General features: G+C 51.0%; 21 protein-coding genes and 4 pseudogenes. 12 read left to right on the top strand and 13 right to left on the bottom strand.

Features of this window, described 5'->3' with window-relative positions; genetic code table 11:
* Positions 1-24 precede the first annotated feature (24 nt).
* The 4 genes from modB to ACTVIM_RS03785 form a co-directional block, all read right to left on the bottom strand.
* On the bottom strand, positions 25-687 hold the full coding sequence (gene modB, locus ACTVIM_RS03800) for a molybdate ABC transporter permease subunit (protein WP_445613690.1): 663 nt from the start codon (positions 685-687) through the stop codon (positions 25-27).
* 514 nt (positions 688-1201) lie between these two features.
* Positions 1202-2281, bottom strand: coding sequence for an ABC transporter permease (locus tag ACTVIM_RS03795; RefSeq protein ID WP_445613688.1), 1080 nt, complete (start codon positions 2279-2281; stop codon positions 1202-1204).
* The gene (locus ACTVIM_RS03790) at positions 2278-3225 is read right to left on the bottom strand and encodes an ABC transporter ATP-binding protein (protein WP_445613687.1); all 948 of its coding nucleotides are present in this window, start codon (positions 3223-3225) and stop codon (positions 2278-2280) included. The genes ACTVIM_RS03795 and ACTVIM_RS03790 overlap by 4 nt, the downstream gene beginning before the upstream one ends.
* A gap of 2 nt (positions 3226-3227) precedes the next feature.
* A complete protein-coding gene (locus ACTVIM_RS03785; protein ID WP_445613686.1) occupies positions 3228-4394 on the bottom strand; it encodes a COG1470 family protein in 1167 nt (388 codons plus the stop codon).
* Between the two features lie 127 nt (positions 4395-4521).
* Here ACTVIM_RS03785 and ACTVIM_RS03780 point away from each other — a divergent pair, with 127 nt between their 5' ends.
* The 4 genes and pseudogenes from ACTVIM_RS03780 to ACTVIM_RS03765 form a co-directional block, all read left to right on the top strand.
* Positions 4522-5103: a sigma-70 family RNA polymerase sigma factor gene (locus ACTVIM_RS03780; protein WP_445613685.1), complete on the top strand. Its 582-nt coding sequence runs from the start codon at positions 4522-4524 to the stop codon at positions 5101-5103.
* Positions 5093-5830, top strand: a complete 738-nt coding sequence (locus ACTVIM_RS03775; RefSeq protein ID WP_445613684.1) for an anti-sigma factor domain-containing protein — start codon at positions 5093-5095, stop codon at positions 5828-5830. Before ACTVIM_RS03780 ends, ACTVIM_RS03775 begins: the two co-directional genes overlap by 11 nt.
* A gap of 346 nt (positions 5831-6176) precedes the next feature.
* A pseudogene (locus tag ACTVIM_RS03770) lies at positions 6177-6368 on the top strand (IS701 family transposase); the annotation flags it as partial.
* A 10-nt stretch (positions 6369-6378) separates the two neighbouring features.
* A pseudogene (locus ACTVIM_RS03765) lies at positions 6379-6501 on the top strand (IS701 family transposase); the annotation flags it as partial.
* A gap of 148 nt (positions 6502-6649) precedes the next feature.
* On the opposite strand, the gene ACTVIM_RS03760 reads toward ACTVIM_RS03765, so the two are convergent.
* Genes ACTVIM_RS03760 through ACTVIM_RS03750 form a run of 3 tightly spaced genes read right to left on the bottom strand, consistent with a single transcriptional unit; the run spans position 6650 to position 9572 of the window.
* Complete coding sequence (locus ACTVIM_RS03760) at positions 6650-7288, bottom strand: ABC transporter ATP-binding protein (protein WP_445613683.1); 639 nt, start codon at positions 7286-7288, stop codon at positions 6650-6652.
* Positions 7289-7303: 15 nt separating this feature from the next.
* Positions 7304-8800 carry a permease gene (locus tag ACTVIM_RS03755; RefSeq protein WP_445613682.1) on the bottom strand — a complete coding sequence of 499 codons (1497 nt, stop codon included), beginning with the start codon at positions 8798-8800 and terminating at the stop codon, positions 7304-7306.
* Positions 8793-9572 carry an ABC transporter permease gene (locus tag ACTVIM_RS03750; protein ID WP_445613681.1) on the bottom strand — a complete coding sequence of 260 codons (780 nt, stop codon included), beginning with the start codon at positions 9570-9572 and terminating at the stop codon, positions 8793-8795. Before ACTVIM_RS03750 ends, ACTVIM_RS03755 begins: the two co-directional genes overlap by 8 nt.
* A gap of 232 nt (positions 9573-9804) precedes the next feature.
* On the opposite strand from ACTVIM_RS03750, the pseudogene ACTVIM_RS03745 reads away from it, so the two are divergent.
* Together ACTVIM_RS03745 and ACTVIM_RS03740 are read left to right on the top strand one after the other, a co-directional pair.
* Positions 9805-9939: pseudogene (locus ACTVIM_RS03745) on the top strand (response regulator transcription factor); the annotation flags it as partial.
* A 511-nt stretch (positions 9940-10450) separates the two neighbouring features.
* A pseudogene (locus ACTVIM_RS03740) lies at positions 10451-10940 on the top strand (hypothetical protein).
* Between the two features lie 201 nt (positions 10941-11141).
* Here ACTVIM_RS03740 and ACTVIM_RS03735 read toward each other — a convergent pair.
* Complete coding sequence (locus tag ACTVIM_RS03735; protein ID WP_445613680.1) at positions 11142-11720, bottom strand: molybdenum cofactor guanylyltransferase; 579 nt, start codon at positions 11718-11720, stop codon at positions 11142-11144.
* 167 nt (positions 11721-11887) lie between these two features.
* Between ACTVIM_RS03735 and ACTVIM_RS03730 the strand changes: the two genes are divergently transcribed.
* A complete protein-coding gene (locus ACTVIM_RS03730; RefSeq protein WP_445612449.1) occupies positions 11888-13324 on the top strand; it encodes a DDE-type integrase/transposase/recombinase in 1437 nt (478 codons plus the stop codon).
* An 857-nt stretch (positions 13325-14181) separates the two neighbouring features.
* On the opposite strand, the gene ACTVIM_RS03725 is transcribed toward ACTVIM_RS03730, so the two are convergent.
* The 4 genes from ACTVIM_RS03725 to ACTVIM_RS03710 all read right to left on the bottom strand — a co-directional run bounded on the left by ACTVIM_RS03725 (position 14182) and on the right by ACTVIM_RS03710 (position 18288).
* Positions 14182-14391 (bottom strand): hypothetical protein, encoded by a 210-nt coding sequence (locus ACTVIM_RS03725; RefSeq protein ID WP_445613679.1) that lies wholly within the window; start codon positions 14389-14391, stop codon positions 14182-14184.
* Positions 14392-14571: 180 nt separating this feature from the next.
* Entirely contained in the window at positions 14572-16698 is a 2127-nt protein-coding gene (locus ACTVIM_RS03720; RefSeq protein WP_445613678.1) for a heavy metal translocating P-type ATPase, read from the bottom strand.
* The gene (locus ACTVIM_RS03715; protein WP_445613677.1) at positions 16688-17059 is read right to left on the bottom strand and encodes an ArsR/SmtB family transcription factor; all 372 of its coding nucleotides are present in this window, start codon (positions 17057-17059) and stop codon (positions 16688-16690) included. The genes ACTVIM_RS03720 and ACTVIM_RS03715 overlap by 11 nt, the downstream gene beginning before the upstream one ends.
* Before the next feature lie 461 nt (positions 17060-17520).
* Entirely contained in the window at positions 17521-18288 is a 768-nt protein-coding gene (locus ACTVIM_RS03710) for an alpha/beta fold hydrolase (RefSeq protein WP_033019196.1), read from the bottom strand.
* 113 nt (positions 18289-18401) lie between these two features.
* On the opposite strand from ACTVIM_RS03710, the gene ACTVIM_RS03705 reads away from it, so the two are divergent.
* The 5 genes from ACTVIM_RS03705 to ACTVIM_RS03685 all read left to right on the top strand — a co-directional run bounded on the left by ACTVIM_RS03705 (position 18402) and on the right by ACTVIM_RS03685 (position 21338).
* Positions 18402-19208: a Cof-type HAD-IIB family hydrolase gene (locus ACTVIM_RS03705; protein WP_033019201.1), complete on the top strand. Its 807-nt coding sequence runs from the start codon at positions 18402-18404 to the stop codon at positions 19206-19208.
* Positions 19209-19545: 337 nt separating this feature from the next.
* Positions 19546-19698: a hypothetical protein gene (locus ACTVIM_RS03700; RefSeq protein ID WP_165570920.1), complete on the top strand. Its 153-nt coding sequence runs from the start codon at positions 19546-19548 to the stop codon at positions 19696-19698.
* A 2-nt stretch (positions 19699-19700) separates the two neighbouring features.
* On the top strand, positions 19701-19901 hold the full coding sequence (locus ACTVIM_RS03695; RefSeq protein ID WP_031405196.1) for a DUF3813 domain-containing protein: 201 nt from the start codon (positions 19701-19703) through the stop codon (positions 19899-19901).
* Positions 19902-20075: 174 nt separating this feature from the next.
* Entirely contained in the window at positions 20076-20939 is an 864-nt protein-coding gene (locus ACTVIM_RS03690; RefSeq protein WP_033019202.1) for a DegV family protein, read from the top strand.
* 267 nt (positions 20940-21206) lie between these two features.
* Positions 21207-21338 (top strand): DUF3941 domain-containing protein, encoded by a 132-nt coding sequence (locus tag ACTVIM_RS03685; protein ID WP_008879040.1) that lies wholly within the window; start codon positions 21207-21209, stop codon positions 21336-21338.
* 36 nt (positions 21339-21374) lie between these two features.
* Here ACTVIM_RS03685 and ACTVIM_RS03680 read toward each other — a convergent pair whose 3' ends face one another.
* Positions 21375-23057 (bottom strand): methyl-accepting chemotaxis protein, encoded by a 1683-nt coding sequence (locus tag ACTVIM_RS03680; protein WP_051985066.1) that lies wholly within the window; start codon positions 23055-23057, stop codon positions 21375-21377.
* Positions 23058-23063: the final 6 nt, after the last annotated feature.

Genomic DNA, 23063 nt, shown 5'->3' with positions numbered 1-23063 from the left:
CACGCTGTTGTCAGGCGGCTTTGTTCACTCCCGTAAACGACCGAGTTTCGTCGCAAAGACCAATAAACTGAATGACAATCCGATCGTGACCGCCACCCATGCCCACGCGAACTCCATCCGCCCCGATTCCATGGCCATGTAGACGGCGGTCGGGATCGTTTGCGTTTTTCCCGGAATATTGCCGGCAAACATGAGCGTTGCGCCAAACTCCCCGAGGCTGCGGGCAAACGACAGCACTGCCCCGGATAATAACGCGTGTCTGGCAAGCGGCAGCGAAATATGCCAAAAGACTTGGCGCTCATTCGCCCCATCGATGCGCGCCGCCCCTTCAATGGTTGGATCGACTGCTTCAAGCCCGGCTTTGGCCGCCTGATACATGAGCGGGAATGACACGACCACGGCGGCTATCACCGCGGCACCGGGCGTAAACAGTACGGTGGTATGAAACGACGCTTCGATCCACTGGCCGATGGGGCTATGTCGGCCAAACAAGACGACGAGCAAAAAACCGACAACCGACGGCGGCAACACGAGCGGCAACATAAACACCGTCTCCACCACTGTCTTGCCGCGAAACCGACGGCGCGCCATCCGCCTCGCCGCCGCTGTCCCTAAGACCGCGACAATCAAGCCAGCGAGAAGCGATACTTTGATCGATAACCAAACCGGTGACCAAAACGTTGTCATGGGTCAGCCTCTCTTTGTTCCATCTCCATCCTAACGATACGAAAACAAGCAGGTAAACGTTGTGATGCTGCTTACATTGATTGTATCATATGGGCGGGGAAATCCGGCTTAGAAAAATTTGTGACAACCTGAACAAAAAAGCGACAAACGGTGATGTTTTTCACGCTGTCCCCACTGTGATGTTGTTTACAATAGAAATAGCCGAACAAATGGAGTTGTCGATCATGGAACGGCAGCGAACCACGATTTTTCCCTCTTGCGCTCTCCTAATCTTCGAAAATATGTGGCTTTATTTGTACTTTCATCATACACAGGTGAAGGAAACGAATTTGTGAGGTTGATCACATGCTTGTCTGTCATCACCATTTTGTCACCGTCGTTGCCACGGTTTTGTCACCTACAAAAAAAGTCCGTCCCCTAAAAGGAACGGACGATCGGGCAAAACGGTTTTCCCATACGAACGAGCAGAAACACTGTTGGGGCGCACACACGTCTTTCCAAACAGCCTGTTCCCTCACCCGCTCGCCCGTATCTCCTGCCTCATAAACAACCAATAAGCGATCGCAAAGCAGACGAGGGTGGCGGCAATCAAGGCGGTCGCTTGCGGCCAAATGAGCAAGACACTTTGCGAGAACGGCAGCGGGGCGGCAACAGCACCGGCCGTTTGTTCCACGGTGACGATCCCTAGCGTCCGAACGTCCGGCGAAAGCAAAGCGGTCGTGGATTCGTTGAACAAGTAGCTCGGCGACAATCTCATGAGACCAAGCACCAACTCTTGACGGCCGACCGCCTGCTCAACGGACGTAATCGCATCAGACTGCAAAAACGACTTCGCAACTACTTCCACGATCATCGCGTAAAAAAGGTTGAAAAACAGCCAAACGGCCAGCGCTGACAACGCAGATGTCGCCGCTTGGCGGAAGACGACGGAAAACAAAATGCCGAGATTCAGCCAAAAGGCGATATACACAAGGCATAACAACAAAAAGCAGACCATGCGGGCAAACTCTTCGAAAGTAGGCGGAATCCCCAAGACCAAAATGCCTAATGCCGTCACAAGCAAGCCGAGGGAAAGAAACAACACCGCATTCAACAACAACGCGGCGACAAACTTGCCGTTGATGACGTAATCGCGCGGGATCGGCTGTGCCATGAGCCGGCTCAACGTCCCGCGATTCCGCTCCGAATTGATGGCATCAAATCCAAGCGCGATGCCGAGCAGCGGTCCGAGAAAACCGACAAACGTCACAAACGATGGCAGCGTTCCGTCCGAGACAGTGAATAATTTTAAAAACAAGTAGGCGCCTTTCGCGATTTCCTTGGCCTCTTCCGACGAATCGAGCGCGTCCCGAATCGTCGTCATCGCCGTATACAGCGACCCGAAGCAAGTGAGCAAGATGAGAGCGATCAAAATGATCATGCGCCAACTCGTCAAATAATCGGCCAGTTCTTTTTTGACAATGGCCGAAAAGGCGCTGCTTGCCCCTCTTGTCCGCTTCTTCTCATCAAGCGCCCCCGCCTTCAGCCGTTTTCCCCATCTTTTTGCATATGAAAAACCACCGTTTTCCCATCGCCCCTTCTTACGGACCTTCAACGTCCATCCCTCCCTTCAAAATAGCGGTGATAAATCTCATCGAGGCCGAAATGGCGGCGGCTCAGGTGGAACAAGGAAGCGTGGGATTCGATGATAGTTTTGCTGATGGCGGCGCTCACATCCGTTTGGCAATACACATCCCATCCATTTTCCGTTTGCTCCACTTTATTGACGCCCGGAATCGCTTCGATTTTGGCCCGTAAGGAAGCGTCAAGCGGTGAAGCGGACACATGGATGACATAGGCATCCTGCAAAAACAGCTGTTGCGCGAGACGTTCCATATTCCCTTCGGCCAGCAGTTTCCCATCAACGAACAAACCGACCCGGTCGCAAATTTGCTGAACATGATGCAATTGGTGCGAGGACAGCAACACCGTGATGCCTTCATTGCGGCTCAAATCGCGGATCAGCCGCAGCAGCTCACGCACTCCTTCCGGGTCGATGCCTAGCGTCGGCTCATCCAAAATGATCACTTCCGGATGCTTCATCAACACATCGGCCAAACCGAGCCGCTGCCTCATCCCCCGCGAGTATTTCCCCGCTTTTTTATGGGCTGCATCAGTCAAATTCACCTTCTCGAGCAGCTCCCATGCCCGCTTTTCCGCCTCAGTGCGAGGGATGCCGTTTAACGCCGCCGTATACAGCAAGTTTTCCAAGCCTGTCATGTGATGGTAAAACCCGACATCATCCGGCAAGTATCCGACTTTCCGTTTGACGTCAATTGGATTTCGCACCGGATCGATGCCGCATACACGCACCGAGCCGGATGTCGGCTCGGTAAGCCCGAGCATCATTAAAATCGTCGTCGTCTTTCCGGCCCCGTTCGGGCCAAGAAGGCCAAAAATTTCCCCCTTTCGAATGGAAAGCGACAAATGGTCAACCGCCCGATGGTCGCCATACGTTTTGCATAAGTTGTTCAGCTCGATGACGGCGGGTGCTGCCATGCTTACCTCCTCCCGTATGTTTTGATCAAATAATACAGCCCTCCGGCCACCCCGACAATGATCAACACCGCCACCACGCCCCAAACGGTTGACGTTTTGACTGAGACGCGAAACGCCGCCTCCGCCGACGTTTCCGCGGTTTGCGCCTGGAAGTTGACGACATAATCCCCGGCAATCGCTTCATCCGACGCTTTCACTTTCGCCTTGACAGTTTTGGAATCGCCTGGGTTCAGCTGGGCGATCGTGCTTTGATCGAATTCCACTTCCCAGTCAGGCGGAGCGTCAGCCGTCATGTTGATGTTCAAAAGCGGGGCGCTTCCGGTGTTTTTAACGACCAGATCGATCACCCGTTCATTCCCCGCCGTCACATCGGTGCTCAAGTTTCCTGACGGCGTCGTCAGTTTCAGCTCATACGTGCCAGTGATGACCGCCTCTAATGTCAGCTCGGCCGATGTGTCGCTCGTTTGCGCTTTGATCGGGATTTTGTACGTGCCCGCTTTCACCTGTTCCGGCGGTTTGACCTCTACGGTAATGTCTCTCGATTCATTCGGCTCGAGTTTGACCGATGTCACGGAATTGCCTTCCGATTTGAACGTGACTTGCCACCCTTTTTCCGCCGCCGAACTTAACGCGTAATTTTGCGTCTTGGCGGTTCGGTTTTTCAGCGTGACATCATACGTGAAGCTCGAATCGGCATGCCCCTCAAGGTTCGTTTGATCCGACGTCAGTTCGGTTTTAAATGACCCTTGTTCCGTCACGCGGACAAGCAGCGGCAATTTCGCTGAACCGCTCTCCCCGTTGGCGACAAGCCAAAAGCGGTAATCCCCTTTGTCGACATCCAGCGGCACGTTCACTTCCAGCGTGACCTCTTCTTCTTTCCCGCCTCGGATGGAAAGCTGTTCAATCGTTCGCCCCTCCGCGGTAATCGACGTCGACCATCCTTTCGGCAGGTGGTCAAACGAGAAGGTGACGTTTTCGATGCTGGAACCGTTGTTGATGACATTAACTGTATAGTCGATCGTCTCCCCCGGCGTCACGGAAAGCCCGGTGTACGGCGTGAAAAGAACAACGCCGCTTGCCGCCGAGGCTGGACGGATCGGAAGAAAAAGAGAAAAGAGAGTCAAGATCATGGCAACCATCGCAATCATCCTGCTTCGCACGACATTCACTCCCTCCTTCTGTTTTCACTTCGTATACGCCAGAAATGGATCAATGGATTTGTTTTGCAGGAGAAAAATTCAGTTGTAGAATAGATGCAGAGCAACCATTCCAAGCATGCGTCGGGAGGTGGGCAAGATGGAAGACCGACGGGAAGACCTCGAGCTGCTCGAGAAGATCGCCGAAGGCTCGCGCACCGCCTTTGACCGTTTCTACGAAAAATACGCCCCGATGGTCTATCATATCGCTCTTCGGATCGTCGGCGACGAGGCGGAGGCGGAAGATGTCAGCCAAGACGTGTTTCTCGAAATCTTGCAAAAACCCCATCAATTCGACCCGAAACGGGGAAGCGTTCAAGCCTTTCTTGCCGTGAAAACAAAAAGCCGGTCGCTCGACCGCCTGCGCAAGAAACGGGATTTGTTAGTGAACCGCCTTGAGGAAGCGGCATTAAAAGAAAACGGGGCGGAATTCTACTTTCTCCGTCAACTGGAACAACAAGTCATTTTGGACGCCTTAACCCATCTCCCCGAGGAGCAGCGGCAAGCCATTATTCACTTTTATTTTCACGGGGAAACCCAACGGGAAATCGCTGCGGCGATGAACAAGCCGTTAGGCACTATCAAGTCGCTCATCCGCTACGGGCTGCGCAATTTGCGAAAACAACAAGCATTGTTCCGCTGGTTGGAAGCCGGGAGAGGTGAAAACAAGCATGAAGCATAACCATATTCCGGAAACGAAAATCGTCGATTGGATGCTCGGGACGCTGCCGGAACAAGAAAAAGAAGCCGTGTCGAGCCATCTCCGTCAATGCGCCTTTTGTCAAAACGCGCTCAAAGCGTGGGAAGCGATCGGGATGGAAGCGACATCTCGATCCGTTGAGCCTCCTTCTGCCATGAAAGAGCGAATTTGGGCCAACATGGAGGCGCAAAAACAGGCGAAGCGAATGCAGCACCGTCTCCGGTGGGCGGCCGGGCTGGGGGGCGCGGCGCTCGTCGCCTTTCTTTTCTTCGTCCGCTCTTCCTTTTCTGACGATGGGAGCGTTGTTCCACATGAACCAAGCAGCAATCATTACCGGTATGTCGTTGTCGAAGCCCCGCCCGAACGAATCGTTCATCACCCGGAAACGAAGCGATTTCCGATCGAACCATCGGCCCATTTCGAACAGCTGAACGGAACGATTTGGCTCAATGATGATACGAAAGAAATGGTGATGGAGATTGAAGGTCTCAAGCCGTTCGCTGCTCGCGACTACCAATTGTGGATTGTGTACACGGACAACGAGATGAAAGGAGAGCTATTGACGATCCGCCATGGGGCATCGCGCATTTTGATCACCGGCGAGGACGTCAAACGGTTCAAACAAATTAAAGCGAGCCTCGAACCAAAAGGGGGAAGCGCGACGCCGACCGGGCCGGAAACGTTTATTGTCGATCTCGAACACGAATAGACGCCAAAGCCCCCCTTTTGCCACAGGCCAGCGGCCCGTGTCGCTCGCTCGTTCATCCATCCGCCGCAAAAAGGCCCCCGCTGCGTCCGGGGGCGGCAAGCCAAGCCGGGGACAGCCGCCCCCGTTGGCCTAGCGGCGGTTTGCTTCTTTGTTTCGCAGCGCCTTCGGAATATATATAAATCGACTGTCGATGAGCAAATTTGCTAACACAAATTGACAACCAAACAAAAAAGGAGACATGAACCCGATTCCTTGAGTAAAATAGATGTGCTCAAACCCGTTCACACAAGGAGGTTCATGTCTTAGGAATCGATGAGCACATCATCAAGGAATCCACCAATTTTTCATGACGTTGGGATTGGCGCTTGATTTCTCTAAGCCGGTCATCAAGCCTCTCGTTCATCTTGTCGACGCCTTGACGACCAAGGGATGTTCGGGGACATTGACGGATGTCCGGTACTGGAGTTTTCACCCGAATCATCGAACGACACTGAGCCACTTTTTCACGAAAAGCCCTTGGAACGAGGAAAAACGGCTTGAAACAAGGATTCCATGTCATCGCCATGCTCAAGACGAACCGGATTCTCTACCCGAACGGCATCACCGTCCAAGCGAAGGAGTTTGCCCGCTATATCGAACCCAACGACACCCGCCTCGTCACGGTGGGGGAACGAGCGTTACCGCGTGTATCTCACAAGAAATAGATTTTGGTGGAAATGGCACATTCCATTCACTCGTCGGCCTCCATTTTACTGTCATGGCTGGACGCGTTAGTGAAATCCCACACATTTGTGATAAAATCACTATCATCAAACAAGATTATTTCACTTTTTCAAGTGTAAAACGGTTGATTCTATATACTTCGTCACAAAGAACATCAATATCTTCTTGATTGTGACTAGTGAGCAAAATCGTCCTTCCCTCTTCCCTAAACTTTCGAAGCAAATTGCGGATCGTTTCGACGCTATCAGCATCTAAAGCATTGAATGGTTCATCTAAAATTAATGTTTGTTGATCTTCCATAATGGCTTGAGCAATGGCCAACTTTTGTTTCATTCCAAGTGAATAATGTTTTACCTTTTGCGGTGATTCTGGATTTAATCCAACCATTCTCATCGTTTGCTTGATTTTGTCATCATCGATTTGGTTTCGAATGAGGGCTAATGCTTTTAAATTTTCAAATCCTGTCTTCCCCGCTATATATCCTGGCCGATCAATGATAATTCCAAAATTACTGGGAAAGCGCTTATTCGTGCCCAACACTTCCCCGTCCACAATCACGCTACCTTGATCAGGGAGTAGAAACCCACATATAAGTTTAAAGAATACGGACTTTCCCGAGCCATTGGGGCCAATAATTCCATAAATTTTCCCTCTTTCCACCGAAAAATTCACATTTTCTAAAATCGTTTCCCCTTTAAATGATTTGCTCACTTGATTCAGTTGAATATGCGCCAACATTCTCACTCCTTTTTAGAAATGAAGATCTTGCTTGCGAAAAACATACAGCAAGAAAACAATCATTAAAACATTCCATAACGCTAAAATCACGCTTATGCGATACACCGAGCTATCGGTAAGTACATACGACATGCTATTTAATCCAGATGGAACGATCCCCCAATTGTTAAGGTGCGGTAACATAAAAAATGAAAGTAGAGCGATCCCAACGAAACTATAAAACGTTTCTTTGCTTAACCAAGCAATAATAAACACAAATAGCACATAAAATGATAGTTGAAGATAACCATTGACAAAAAAATGATAAACGATTTTAAGCACGGTGACCGAACGCTCAATAGAGACATAGAAATCAAAAGAGAACCCATTCAAAAAAGAAATGAATAAGGCTAGTAAAGCTAAGGCGAACAAATATACCCCAATATATAACATTATCTTGCAATACCAACCCCAAAACCATCGACTGGTAGACTGATAACGCAAAAGCTTGTAATATCCCATTTCTGACAATTCCTTCTGCAAATACAGTTGAACCCAATAAACCAGCCCAAAATAGAGAATCAAATAGCATAAAAATGGCTTAAAATAAAACGCCTGATTTGAACCGCCTATAAACATGAAAAGAAACTGATCCCAAATCGTTGTTCCTTCTTTTCCTCTCATACCCGCCCATAATGACATGACAATCAAAAGGATAGCCGCATAGTCATTCCAATTGTATAATTTTAAATTCAAATCTAATAGGTTAATAACCAAGATAAGTAGGATCATCCCCACTGTAACCACTACAATCGATATCCATATAGTTCCGAATTGCATAACTCCCGAATGCAAAATCAAGTAATTGCATAAATTGAGTAAGGAATGGGGAGGAAGAAGTTTAAATGACACACCAGCATAGACCCATATAAGAACGGCAGCGAATACGACTATCCTTTTGTACTGCCATTTCACATAAAGAATAGCCAACAGAAGGTGAAAACAACTCACACTCAAAACAAGCAACGCTAAATGCAGCAACAATGCCAAAAAAGGACTAGTTATCAATTTTTGTAATATTTGCGTTTCGCTCAAAAACGCGTCCATCTTACTAAACGGGCTCCAGCCAGCAAAATGAGGAGCACCAATTGACAAAACTCCGCTCACTGCTCCCCAGACGATGATGGATACGCCGACAATTTGTATAAATTGAGCTAATGTTGCATATACCCAACTTCGGTAAGAACCAAATCGTATGAAGATCGTATAATCAAAGTTAGATGTAATAATTACTAAAGAATGATAGAGAAAAAAAGGCAAAACAAAGTAAATGATTAGATAAATATTGCCAAAAGAACTATGCACCAGATCCCATTTATTCAACTGCAGTTTGCTTTGAAGGGAATGAATATACATCTGCTCTTTGGCTCTTACACCATATATGTAAATCATCACTCCAAAGAGAATCCACTTGACTTTTAGTAATTCATTAAAAAAATTGCTCCATTTATAGTTTATCATTCTAATCATGATACTGATGCAACCTTTCTTTTAGATAAACGATCAATATAACAACAATAAGGCATAAAACCCCGAAAGGCACGAATGCCGTCCATAAAGGTTGCTGTGATATGCTAAAAGGAAAAATAGCATAAGTCGGAGAAAATTGGTCATATCCAAGAACTTGAGCAATAAAGTTTCCCAGCAAATAATAGATGAATGGAATGGAAAGCGCTACAAACGCCTTTTCTAAAATCATGACGAGCAACAACCCCATTGTCGCATACATCATCCCATTTAGACCAACCCATGATGAATAAAGGATTCCATATGGCAACGTCCCTAAGACCAGTAATTGCTCAAATGTGGTATGAGGAATTGGATTGCCATCGGTTGGATACAAACGAACGATCCCTAAATGAGGTTCAACATACATACAAAAAACAAATGGAAGAAATACAATGAAAAACGCGATCAAAAAGGACAAAATCGCATTGGCGATTAGTTTGCCAAAAAAGTAAGTTGTCAAAGAGGTACGGATCCGCACATAGGGAAGAAAATAATTTTTTTGTTCACTTGGAAAAGAAATCGCGTACACAAGAATCATGATAATGGGAAAAAGTAACGGCACAAAATTGGAATTTACACGCAGGAAAAGATCCAACTGTCTATAGTAAACATAACCATCCTTTATCAACACAAATTGAATGGAAGGCAGAACTAACACCAATGCAGCCCAAACTATCCATTGTCGCCAAGTAAAGACTTTCAAAAATTCAACTTTCACTTGATGGCCTAACATGTTCGACATCCCTTCCCATATACTTCTATACTAGGAGAAACATGATCATGCACGTGATCTACAACTGTATTATATCACTTAGTACATATGAGAACAAGGGGGATTTTGGGATTTGCTAATTTCAGACAGTACGAACCCGTTATACACTCGAAACCGATCGAGCTTATGATCGGATCCCCTCTTATATATACATGCGACATGAAGAGCCAACCTCTCGGTTATTCTGCATATCAGTGAAATCGGTGAACAATTGAACATTAGTAAACGAACTGTCGAACACCACGTATCATCCATTTTGCGAAAGCTGAACGTCAAATCACGGTCCGGAGCGGTAGGAAAAGCGTTTATGCTTGGATTGCTTCAGTAACCGCGGTTTTAGGGGAGAGTCGAAAAAAGAATACGTTTGATCAAGCACCACTCCTCCAATCAGCCAAATGGCTATCTCTAAACATCTTAAAGAGATTCGACAACGCTAGGCAGATAACGTTAAGAAAGCATCTTACCCTCCATTCCGTTATTTAGTTGTATAACCAGTTAAAATAAAATTCCCTGCCCCACCTTTCTTTACTATATAAGATAAGTTGCAATAAAGAATTTCCGACTTTTCGTTTCGGGTTTCATCTAAGTATAAGTTGATATGAGAGTAATTAGCGGGATGTAAAACAAAATTTCAACTTATATAGATGAGGGATGAGAGTCCGAAAGCGCTTACGACAACAATTCCTAAAAATGGTCTACCAACCGGTGATTGACAACGCCCGTAGTAGACCGAAAAAATGTTCTCCACAAAGTCTTGACTGACTCTCGTGCCACGAGCGAAGATGACAGCCGTCTGAACAGGCGGTATAATATAAGTAAAAACGAGTGGAGATGAGACGATGCCAGACGGGATCTCGTACCACGCCAAAGATATTTTGTTCAAATCGCTCAGTGCATTGTACCAAAACCAAACCCTCGATGTGTACGGACTTCACGGACTCCCGCGAATCAAAGCACTGCTGCCGAACGAATTTCCGTCTGTACGGGCAGATGACAAACGCGCCGACACCGTGTTTCTTCTCGAAGATGATTCCATTTTGCTTCTTGAGTACGAAAGCAACGAACGATTCATTGACAACCATTTAAAGTATCTTGAATATAAAGGAGTGGATGAAAATGAATAAAGTTTTTCGTTTACTCGTAGAAGATCTAGAACAGGAAAAAGAGAAAGCGGTCAAAGAAGCGGAAAAACAGAAAGCCATCGAAATCGCGAAAAACTTTCTTGACGTCCTGCCGATTCACGAAGTCGCGAAACGAACGGGGCTGACTGTCGCCGAAGTGGCAGAGTTGGCGAAGGAAATGGACCAAAATCAATCTCCAGTCCAATAACGCAAAAGAGCCGAGGTCGTTCGGCTCTTTTTTCGCACTGTTGCCGTTTCATCATTGACCTTTTACTGACGATGGAACGCTATTGGACAGGCAAAATCATTTTTCATGATGAGCGTCTTTCTGCATCAAGTACATTTGGTGGTGAAGAGCCGTGTGGTCAAGGACCGCTCTTCCGATCAGCAAGAGATGGATCCTCCTATCTTATCGATACTCCTCCTCGGTATTGACATTGCGCCATACGGTTTCATCGGCGGCAAGCGGTTGGGCGTCAACATAGCGGACGCGGGCGCCGTCAAGAAGCGAAACCATCCGCCGTTCGCCGGCATCGAGCAGCTTGGCGATCAGCGGGCGAAGCCGCCGGTGGTACAGGGCAACCAATGGCTCCGGGCGGCCGTCATGGAGCGGGACGACGGCGTCAAAGGACGGATCGGCATAGGCGGCGAGCCGTTCCGTTACGTCTTTGTCCATATACGGCATGTCGCACGGCAGGATGAACACCCAATCGGATTGGCTCCGTTCCATGGCGGTATAAATGCCGGCAAGCGGCCCAGAACCGCGGTAACGCTCCACATCGAGCAGCACCGGGATGTCCGTTCGCCGACGAAACTCGCCGACAAGCGCCGGATGGCTGATGAGATACAACTCATCGGCAATCGGAGCCAGCGCGGCGACAGACCAGGCGAAAAACGGCGTGCCTTGATGCAACGCGAACGCCTTTGGCCGCCCGAACCGGCGCGACTGGCCGCCGGCCAGCACCACTCCAGCAATCGTTTGTTTCATCACACTCCCCCTTCCGGACCTCGGGTATTGTCAAAAGTTTATCCTCCACACTCACGGTTTTCCCTTGAGTTTCAACGGTTGAACGAAAAAAAGCTTGCCACCCCCATTGTTTTCGGCCATCATTGAGGTAACGACACCCAACAGCCAAAACAAAGGAGTGACAAGCTTTGTTACCTCAATTATTAGCCTATTTGCTCGAAATTATCAAGACCCAATATCAAATCATTGTGTATTTAATGGGTGTGATATTGGGGAAATCCTTGCATCTCGAGGACTGGGACGAACCCATCCAAAAGCCGTACCGGAAACTTCAGGTCGATGACCTTCCGATCATCGATGTGCCGGAAACCCTTGATTACCGGAAGCTGTTGGCAGACTATGAAGCCCAGCACAGACGTCCTTTACGGCCCATCCAGCGCCGCGCGAATGCGAAACACCGTGTGCCGGATTCGTTGACCTGCCCTCGCTGCCAGGCTCCCTCTTCTTACCTGTACGCCAATAACGGCGGAAAAGGGCAATACCAATGCAAAGTGTGCCAATGCCGGTTCAACCACCGAAATCGGTTCACCAAGCAAGCGGTCTTTCGTTGTCCGCACTGCAAAAAGACGTTGGAAAAAATCAAGGAGCGCAAGGAATACAACATCTATAAGTGCAAGAACAACGATTGCCCGTTTTACCAGGCCAACCTTCGCCGGATGACGAAGAAAGAGCGCCAACAGTTTCAACAGAATCCTCAAGCCTTCAAGGTGCGGTATTTGTTTCGGGAGTTCTTGTTTGACTTTCTCCCGTTGGCTTCCTCGTCGCTCATCAAGCCGAAGGTCGATTTGTCCCGGCTGGCTGCGTCGCCGCACGTGTTGGGGCTCGTGTTGACGTACTACGTCAACTTTGGGATGTCCTCGAGGGAAACCGCCGCCGCCCTGAAGGACATCCATGGCGTCTCGATCTCTCATCAGACGGTGCTCAACTACGCCAACAGCGTCGCGCTTTGGATCAAGCCCTTTGTCGACCGATTTCCGTATGAGCTGTCCGGTTCGTTCTGTGGGGACGAGACATATATTCGTGTGAAGGGCCGTTGGCATTACCTATTCTTTATGTTCGACGCGGTGAAAAAGATCGTGCTGTCCTATCGCGTCTCGCCCAACCGGGACACGCTCTCGGCCATCAAGGCGATCAATGATGTCCTCAGGAAGCTGCCGTCCCTTCCAGACGACTTGTCGTTCGTCGTGGATGGCAACCCGATTTACCTGTTGGCGCAACACTTCTTTGCCCAGCACGGGATTTCGTTTGACGTCCGCCAGGTAATCGGCCTGACCAACGAAGATCCGGTCTCGGAAGAATTTCGCCCTCTCAAGCAGATCATCGAGCGATTCAACCGGACCTTTAAAGGCAACTACCGCCCGACCCATGGGTTTGGCGCCGAGGAAGGCTCGGTGTCCTTTGTGACGCTGTTTGTGGCGTATTTTAACTTTCTGCGCCCGCATAGCGCGCTCGAAGGCCGGGTGCCGGTCGTCATCCCGGAGCTCGCCGAGCTGCCGCATATGCCGGCCCGGTGGACGAAGCTGATCGCCATGGCTCAGGACTTCCTTCAAAACGAGGCAGCCTAACTTTTTTGTCCTCCAGAGCCCGTTGAACAGAACTCCTGCCGGATTCGGCGAAGCGAACCCTTGACCAACCGAACACCGCCAAAGGTAAAATTCGGTAAAGGCAAGGGCGGCTTTCCTATTGCCTTCTTTTTTGTCCCCGTCGCCCTTGACGACTCTTCCGCACCTTTGGCGGGTGTTGGTCAAGGGCGAATCCGGCTCTCTGCATGCCCCACGATGCTCAATGGGATGGTCTGTGTGGAGTTTTCATAGAACTTTTGACGCTACCGGACCTCGTCTGTTCCTACCGTACCATACGAACCGGCGAGAAAAAAGATATCCGCCTGTCGCGACAAATCTTAGACTAGGCGAACAGCCATCACCCGTTGGCGAAGAAGCATGTTTGCTGTTCCGCTTCTGAAAACGGTCTGCTAATCAGCGATTGATAACGCCCGTAGTGGACCGAAAAAAACGTTCTCCATAAAGTCTTGACTGACTCCTTAGCAGCAAATTTGCTCATAACATTAGCCTTCTTTGTAGTATAATGAATTATATACTTGCATCATAACCGCTGGAGCCTTAGGGTGCGATGGCGAGCGTCGCAGCCCGAAGGTGAACATGTGCAATCCCCATGAAAGGAGAAATGGCGGTTGGAAGAGCTTGTTGGCTTTTGCGCGCAATGCGGCAAGCCGATCCATTGTTTGCATGGGTTTTTAAACGGAGTGGTCAGTCGCGAAACAGAGATGTTGTACTGCTTTCCATGCCATGACAAACAAAAGGAGAACGAACACGCTAAGCCAGACAAATGCCACCAGTGATTGAAAACGTTCACAAAAGCTAGGCACAGCGGAATGCCGCTGTGCCTATTTGTTCTTTTTCCGCTACAGCTCTTCCCCTTCGCCGCGCGTTGAAGACAAACGTTCAATAGCCACGTCAACAAAGGAACGATGACAAAGCAGGGCAATGCGATGCACCCAAAATACCGAATCCACCTGGGAAATCCCGACTAATCGAAGACTTCCCGCTTCATCGCCCCCTCCCGCTGCTATGCGGTCCCACTCTTTGGTCAGCGAAAATACCCGATCATCCATCCGTTGTCTCTCTTCTACCCATGGTGTTTCGTACCTTGCGTTGCTTTTTCATAGTCAGAGACCATAATGCCTCCTTCCATAGACGCCATCCTGAACCGTTTGACTTGACTAGCCGCCGCCCCCTCCCTCACGAGCATGCGAGAGGACAAAGGTCCGTTCCTCGCTGGCCATAGCCCCCTCTCATTCCTTCACCCGCAACAGGCGCATGCTGTTGAAGGTCACGAGCAATGTGGCGCCCATATCAGCGAACACCGCGAGCCAAAGGGTGAGCCAGCCGGGGATGGCGGCAACGAGCGCTAACGCTTTTAACCCTAAGGCAAAGGCAATGTTTTGCTTGATGATCGCAAGCGTCCGGCGACCGAGGCGAACGGTGTAGGGCAATTGGCGCAAGTCGTCGGCCATCAGCACGACGTCCGCCGTTTCCAAAGCGGCATCCGTCCCCGCTCCGCCCATGGCCACGCCGATATCGGCCGCGGCCAAAGCGGGGGCGTCATTCACCCCGTCGCCGACCATGGCCGTTATGCCATAACGTTGTTTCAGCTCGCGGATCGCCGCCAGCTTCTGCTCGGGAAGCAGCCCGGCGCAAACGGCCGACACGCCCGCTTGGCGGCCGATGGCTTGGGCGGTTTGTTTATGGTCGCCAGTTACCATGGCGATCTCTTTGACCCCGAGACGCCGCAATGCCGCAACGGTCGCCGCGGCGGACGGCCGCGGTCGATCAGCCGCCGCGATCAATCCTAACAGCCGACGGGCCGTGCCGATCGCCATCACCGTTTTTCCTTCTTGGCGGAAGGCAGCGATTCGCTGCTCCACTTCATCCGGCAAACGGCCGAGCACATCGGCGAGCAAGGATGGGCGGCCGATGTAGTACGTTTCGTTCCCAACGACCGCCCTCACCCCTTGACCCGTCAACGACTGAAATTCATCCACCGGCACGTCAAGAAACGGTACGCCTTCCTCTTTCGCCTGACGGACGACAGCGGAAGCGAGCGGGTGCTGCGACCGTTTTTCGATGGCCGCCGCCACCGCCAGCAGTCGTTCACGGTTTCCTTCGTACACGACGACATCGGTCAAGGACGGTTTCCCTTCCGTTAACGTCCCGGTTTTATCAAAGGCAACCGCTCGCAGCCGGCCGATTTGTTCCAAATATCCCCCGCCTTTGATGAGCACGCCGCGCCAGGCTGCATGGCCGAGAGCGGTGACGATCGCCACCGGTGTCGAGATGACGAGCGCGCACGGGCAGCCGATGACGAGAACAGCGAGGCCGCGATACACCCAATCAAGCCAATTGCCACCCACGACAAGCGGTGGAATGACGGCGATAAGCAGGGCCACAATCATAATGAACGGTGTATAATAGCGGGCAAACCGATCGATGAACGCTTGTGACGGCGCCCGCTCCGCCTGCGCCTCTTCAACGAGATCGATCATTTTCGCCAACATCGTTTCATCGGCCCGCTTCGTCACTTCCACTTCTAGGAATCCTTCCCCGTTCAGCGTCCCGGCGAACACTGCATCGCCGACCGTTTTTTCCGCCGGCATGCTTTCACCGGTCATCGCCGCTTCATTGACCGTGGACGCCCCATTGACAACAACGCCATCCAAAGGAATTTTCGCCCCTGGTTTCACGATCATGACCTCTCCGAGGCGAACGTCTTCGACCGGAACGGTCACTTCCTCCGCACCGCGCCGGATCGTCGCTTGAGCGGGCGCCATTTCCAGCAGCGACGCGATCGACCGCCGCGCTCGGTCCATCGAGTAGCGCTCGAGCGCTTCGCTTATGGCAAACAAAATGACAACGACCGCTCCCTCTTGCCATTCGCCGATCGCCGCCGCACCGAGAATGGCGATCGTCATTAACGTGTTCATGTCCAACTGCCAGCGGGCCAAATTCCGCAGCCCCGTCCAAAACAAGGAATAGCCGCCGAGCGCGATCGCCGCCAAATACATCGCGACCGCCATTCCCCCGCTGTCCGCCGCATCGGCCGCAATGCCAAACAGAAGCAATACAGCAGAGACGAGGACGTTCCGGCTCTCTTTCTTCTTCCAAAACGGCTCCCGCTGGATAGTGCGCTCGCGTGCTTCGCGAATTTTCAGGCGTTCAAACGCTCCGGCTTGTTCCAGTTCTTCCACCGTCGCCTTGCCCCACACCGTGAGTTTGGCGGCGCCGAAGTTGACTTTCGCTTCTTTGACACCGGGCAAAGCTTTAACATTGCGCTCAAACTTGGCAGCGCAATTTGCGCACGTTAACCCTTGCACGCGGTATGTTTTGGCCTCGATCCGCTCCAATGTTTGTTCATTCGCCACGGTGATCCTCCTCTTTCTGATGGGCGAGCGCGACAAGCAACAGCTCGCGAATATGGTCGTCATCGAGCGAATAAAAGGCGAGTTTTCCCTCTTTCCGATATTTCACGATGCCTTGTTTATACAAAATGCGCAAATGATGCGACGTCGTTGCCACCGTCGCCCCGATGACGTTCGCTAAGTCGCAGACGCACAACTCTTCCTCGCCGCAAAGCGCATAGACGAGTTTCGCCCGGTTTTCGTCGGCCAACGCTTTGAAAAACGGCACAATCGACGCCATGTTTTCCTCATTCAGCCGGCGCTGGATCCGCCTGACCTTCTCCTCGTCATAACAGTAGACGTCGCATACGTCTTGGCGGTTCATTCCGTTCCTCTCCTTGCCAACATTCAAATAGTTGTTTGAATATAGAATACCATATCCCTTTTTGATATTCAAATATTCATTTGAATGAAAAAAGTTCCCTCATGACAAAAATCCGCCTTCGTCGCAGCAAAAGGCGGATTTCGTCTGATGAACGCGCGGCGGCCATGAGGCCCATTGCCGTCGGCTTCAACTTATAGAGGCTTGGCGAAAAAACGCCGCCACGAGCAAATCAACGGCATTTCGCCAAAAAAGAAGGCTGATTTCGCAAGGCTTCTCTAACTGAGAAACAGATGGAATAGCCGTATTTTGTACGAAATCACCGCTTCTATAGAGGCTTGGTGAAAAACCGCTGTCACCCACCAATCAGCGGCATTTTCAGTCAGAAAAGAAAGCTGATTCTACGAGGTTTCTCTCATTGAGAAATGGGTGGAATCAGCAGATTTGGCACGAAATCACCGGCCTCATACGTATTCGCGAAACCAACGCACCGTCTCCAAAAACGCTTCGCGCGTCACTTTATGGCCGGCGTGCGGGTCGGTGATGAATCGCAGCCGGTCCTCGTTCCCTTCATAAAGTGGTTTAATTTGCTGATAAAACTCATATGTATAAGCATACGGGACGACTTGGTCGGCTTTTCCGTGCCAGATGAAGAGCGGCCGCCCGGCGAGCTTTTCCGGTTGTTTCGATAAATCATAGCGGGCAAGCTTTTCTTTTTCCAACGCCAACAACGTCGGCGGCATCGGAATGTCGATGTGGCGTCGCTTCCCTTCTTCAATCATGGCATCAAAAAAGGCGCTAAAATTCGGGCAGCCCATCAGCGCCACTGCCGCCCTCACCCACGGATAGACGGCGAGCGCTCCGAACGTGACGATCCCGCCCATCGACGTTCCGGCAAGCCCAATTCGTCCCGAGTCAGCCAGCCCGCGGCTCACAAGGTCGTTTTTCATCTCATCGATTTCGCTGATCGTGCGCACCACAATGTCCCAAAACGACAACTGCAATTTCCGTTCGCTCAACCGTTCGTCCCGCTCGCCGTGAAACAGCGCATCGGGAAGCACGACCCGATAGCCCGCCTCGGCAAGCAAATAGCCGAAATGCAAATTATGTTCTTTGGCGCTCGTAAAGCCGTGAATAAAGAAAATGAGCGGAAGCGGTTCGTCCCGTTTTTCCGGCTGAACGACATGAAGAACAGGCACGCCGGCCAGCTGTTGTTGTTCAATGATCACCATCGCTACACAAACTCCTTTTCTTTTTCTATCGTTGTATAGTGTACCATATGGACAGCGATTTTGGAAAAGAGTTACACTAGGTAATGAGAAAACCAAAAGCAAAGGAGTCAGACATGAAGCCATATTTAATTGCTCTGGATTTGGATGGAACATTGTTGAGGGAAGATAAGACGATTTCCCCGCTGACCAAAGAGGTCATCCGCCGCGCCATTGACGCCGGCCATGTTGTCGTCATTGCCACCGGCCGGCCGTACCGGGCGAGCCGCATGTATTACGAAGAACTGAACCTCACGACACCGATCATCAATTTCAACGGCGCGTTTGTCCACCACCCGCGCCAACCGTCATGGGGAATCCGCCATGTTCCGCTGCCCTTGCCTGTTGTGAAAGACATCGTCGAACTTGGGGAAACGTATCGAATCAAAAACATTTTGGCGGAAGTGATGGATGACGTCTATTTTCACGAACATGACGAAGTGTTGCTCGACATCGTCCGCCTCGGCAACCCGACGGTGAAAATCGGCGATTTGCGCCGCTCGCTCAGCAAAGACCCGACGAGCGTGCTCGTGTATACAGAGAGTAGTCATGTCGAACAAATTCAATCATATCTGTCCGACGTATATGCCAACGTATTGCACCATCGGCGTTGGAATGAGCCATGGCATGTGATTGAAATCATCCGCCATGGGGTGCATAAAGCGGCCGGCTTACAACAAGTCGCCGATCACTTCGGCATCCCTCGGGAGCGAGTGATCGCCTTTGGCGACGAAGACAACGATTTGGAGATGATTGAGTGGGCCGGATTGGGCGTCGCCATGGGCAACGCCATCGAACCGCTGAAAACGATCGCCGATGATGTGACGAAAACGAATGAAGAAGACGGCATCGGCGTGTATTTGCAAGACATCTTGGACCTATAGCTCTCCGCCCTTTCGTCGCATTCAGCCGGCGTTGGGGACAGCGGTTGGTCCCATTTCCTAACTACCGTTCCGTGAAAATCGCGTTGGCAAGCGGTGATTTTGGAGGGCAGATCCCTTGCCATCGATCGTTTCCGTAAAAACACCGTGTCGATGGGTTCCGATTTTCATCCTTGGGCGATGGCCAAACCGTCGCCCGGGGACCTTTTTCCAAACAGACCGGACACGCTTGAAACGGCGCTTTTCGTTTGTAACGAATTTCCTTACTACTGTTCCCTGGCCGCGGTTACACTATACGTGACGCAACGTGCGTCTTCATTTTTTAAAGGGGGAATCCGTCATGGGCAAACGAAACAAATCAAAGCGTTTCGTCCAGCAAAGCGTCGATGCAGTCGAACGGCATGACAAACGAATCCCTTACCATTTGACGTACGCCGAGGCGGAAGCGCGCAAAGCGGAAAAAGCGGTGGAAACGTCGCTTGGGGGCGTGTAGCAATGGGCAATCGTCTATTTCAAGAGGCGCGCAAAGCGGTCGCCCAAGCGAAGCAAGCGGCCAGCGGCGAAATCGACATGAGCGTCGACCGCGCCATCGCCATTGCCAAAAACGCGTTGTCTTCAGCTTACGCGCATTCCAATACGGCGGAAAAAGCGCAGTTGCGTCAATTTCAAGCTGAGCTTGATGAGCTCACCCAATAACCGCTGCGGGCTTCCCGCAGCTTTTTTTCCCTCGTCCCCGATTTTCCGTTGTATTCCGAACCGAAACCGGCTACACTGAACATAGAAACATGAATCGCTGTTCACCTGCGGAAACGGTCGGTTCAGCCGATCGAGCCGCGAGGAACGCGGAAGGAGAAAAGAGGAGGACGAACGATGTCCATTCAAATCATCACCGACAGCGGCGCGGATTTGCCGCAATCGTACATCCGCGAACATCATATCGCCTTTTTGCCGCTCGTCGTCCATTGGAATGGCCAAGACTACGAAGATGGGGTGACGATCGAACCGAAACAAGTGTATGACGCTATGCGCCAAGGACAGGCGGTGAAAACGGCCCAACCGAGCCCGCTGGCGATGAAGGAGCTGTTTTTGCCGTACGCCAAAGAAAATCGGCCATGCGTGTATATCGCCTTTTCCTCGAAATTATCCGGTACATACCAGACCGCCATGGCCGTCCGCAGCGAACTGCTTGACGAATACCCTGAGTTTCGCCTGACGATCATCGACTCGAAATGCGCTTCGCTCGGCCAAGGGCTTGCCGTCATGAAAGCGGCCGAGTTGGCTGAACACAACACCCCATATAACTTGCTTTGCGAAACGATCGAGGCGTACTGCCAGCATATGGAACACATTTTCACCGTCGACAATCTCGACTATTTGGCGCGCGGCGGCCGCATCAGCAAAACCGCCGCCGCCTTTGGGGGCTTGCTCAACATCAAACCGCTCCTCCATGTCGAAGACGGCGCCCTCGTTCCGCTGGAAAAGCTGCGCGGGCGGAAAAAAGTGTTGAAACGGATGGTCGAGTTGATGGGCGAACGTGGCAACGATCTTCAAAAACAAACGATTGGCATCAGCCATGCCGATGACGAAGAAACAGCGCTTGAACTGAAGCGGATGATCGAAGAAACGCACGGCTGTACGCGCTTTTTCCTCTCCGACATCGGCAGCGCCATCGGCGCCCACGCCGGACCGGGGACGATCGCGCTGTTCTTTCTGAATCGATACATTGAAATCTGACGCGAAACGAAACAGAGGCGCCTGCCCAACACAGGCGCCTCTCCCTTCTCATTGACGACGGCCTACGCTCGCCCTATCCTCCTGCGTCCCCCATCGCTTAAAGCCTCTCCCTTCTCATTGCTGACAGTCCTCTATTCATCACAGATCCGCAAGCGGGCCAGTGGCCGCGGAAAACCTTTCCATAATTTTTCCATCAACTCCCTCTATAGTTCCTGTTTAATTGTCCATACTAATTCTACACGATCGGAATGCAGGGAGGGCTGGTCCATGCCAAACACAAGCGACAACGACAAAAAAGCGCGCGACAACCAAGCGAAGCGCCATGAAAAAAACATGATGCGCGAGAAAAACCGGGAAGCCGGAAAGTTCGCGTATTCGAAGAAGACGGATCATCTATAAGCGAACTGACAAAAAGGCGGCCGAACGACCGCCTTTTTACCTTTGTCTTTCCATGTGCTTTTCCTCTTCGTTGACTTGAAACTGACTCATCGCCGCACGCAATTCATCTGTCAACTCGCGGAGCGTTGTTGCTTTTTCCTTCATCCGTTCAAATGCGGCAAGCTGTTCAGTCATCGATGCGGCGATTTGTTCACTGCCGGCAGCCGATTGTTGAACAACGGCACTAATACTTTCCACATTTTTGAACACTTGTTCCTCACGCCATTTTAAGTCGGAAAACGCATCGGCAAGTGCTTGGAGATCAGCGGAAATGCTTGTGACGGTCTCGTCAATTTTCGCAAACGCCTTTGTTGTTACTTCGGCCGACTCCGATTGCTCGCGCGCCATCTCCATCCCGTTGGTCACCGCATCGGTGACGGACGCAACACCGCGCTCAATCAATGAAACGGTCGCAAAAATTTGCTTCGTTGCTTGAGCCGATTGTTCGGCTAACTTTCTCACCTCATCAGCCACAACGGCAAACCCTTTCCCCGCTTCACCGGCGCGGGCTGCTTCAATCGCCGCGTTGAGTGCCAACAAATTCGTCTGTTCAGCGATCTCCGCGACTGAGGCTGCCATTTGTTGAATGTGGCTCGCATATCCAGCCAATTGTTTTGTCGCCTGTTCAATCAGGCGAGTTGCTTCCACGCTTTGGTGAATAAGGTGCATTTGCTGCTCCATGGCTGCCCGGCCGCTTTCGACCGCTTCTAACGCCGCGCTGCCATAACGGACCGTTTGCGCGGTCCTCTCTGCCGTTTTGGCAAACGTTTCATCCATTTTTTCGATTTGTTCCACCGCTTGCTGTAATTCTTCGGCGATATTTTGCGTCCCCGTGGACAGTTCATTGACCGACACCGTGACTTGTTCATGAATGGAAGCGAGCGTTTGTTGCTCAGCTTCCATCTCTTGAGCAAACTGTTCGACTTGTTTACTTGCTTTCCCAACTGATCCTAGCAATTGCTTTAGTTGCTCCACCATTGCGGCAAACGCCTCGTTTAATGAGCCGAGCTCATCCTTGGCCCGATAATCGACACGAGCGACGATCAAGTTTCCGCTCGCAATTTCCCCCGCATTGGCCGCCAGCTGTCGGAGCGGAGACGTAATCGAACGAGTAAGACGCCAGCTCGCCAATCCGGAGATCAGCATCAACAAGACGCTGCCGATCACAGCCGTCCCAATGACCGTTTGAATTTGTTGTTTCAAATCACGCTGGACGGCCTGATAGCGGTCATTCGTCTCCCAGCCGAGAACAACGACATCGTTGATCGCCCCTTCAATGCGCATGGCTTGGCGCCGCACCTCTGCCGCATCCTTTTTCGCGAACGCTGTTCCGACCGCCTGTTTCACAGCGGCAAATTTCGTGCCCGCTTTCTCGACCAAAGAACGAAAACGCGGTTGTCCACCCGCTGTTTTGAGCTTCTCCAACCGTTGATCGACGATGTGAAGCTGCGCCAACGCCTGTTGCTTATTCCCTTCCGTCATATTGTAGGAAGCGCTGTTTAAGCTTTGCTTTGCCCCCTTCATATCAGCTTCCAACTGTCTTACAGAAAGCAGCACCGGAACGATATCCTCATTTTTCTCCTGAATCGATAACATGGTGGCAATGATGTAACCAATGATGCCGATGGCGGCCACGAGTGCAACGAAAGCATGCAGCCATAGTTTTTGGCGAATCGTCATGGTCCT

This window comes from Geobacillus sp. YF-1, assembly GCF_052692335.1.
This window is presented reverse-complemented; position numbering and strand designations above follow the sequence as displayed.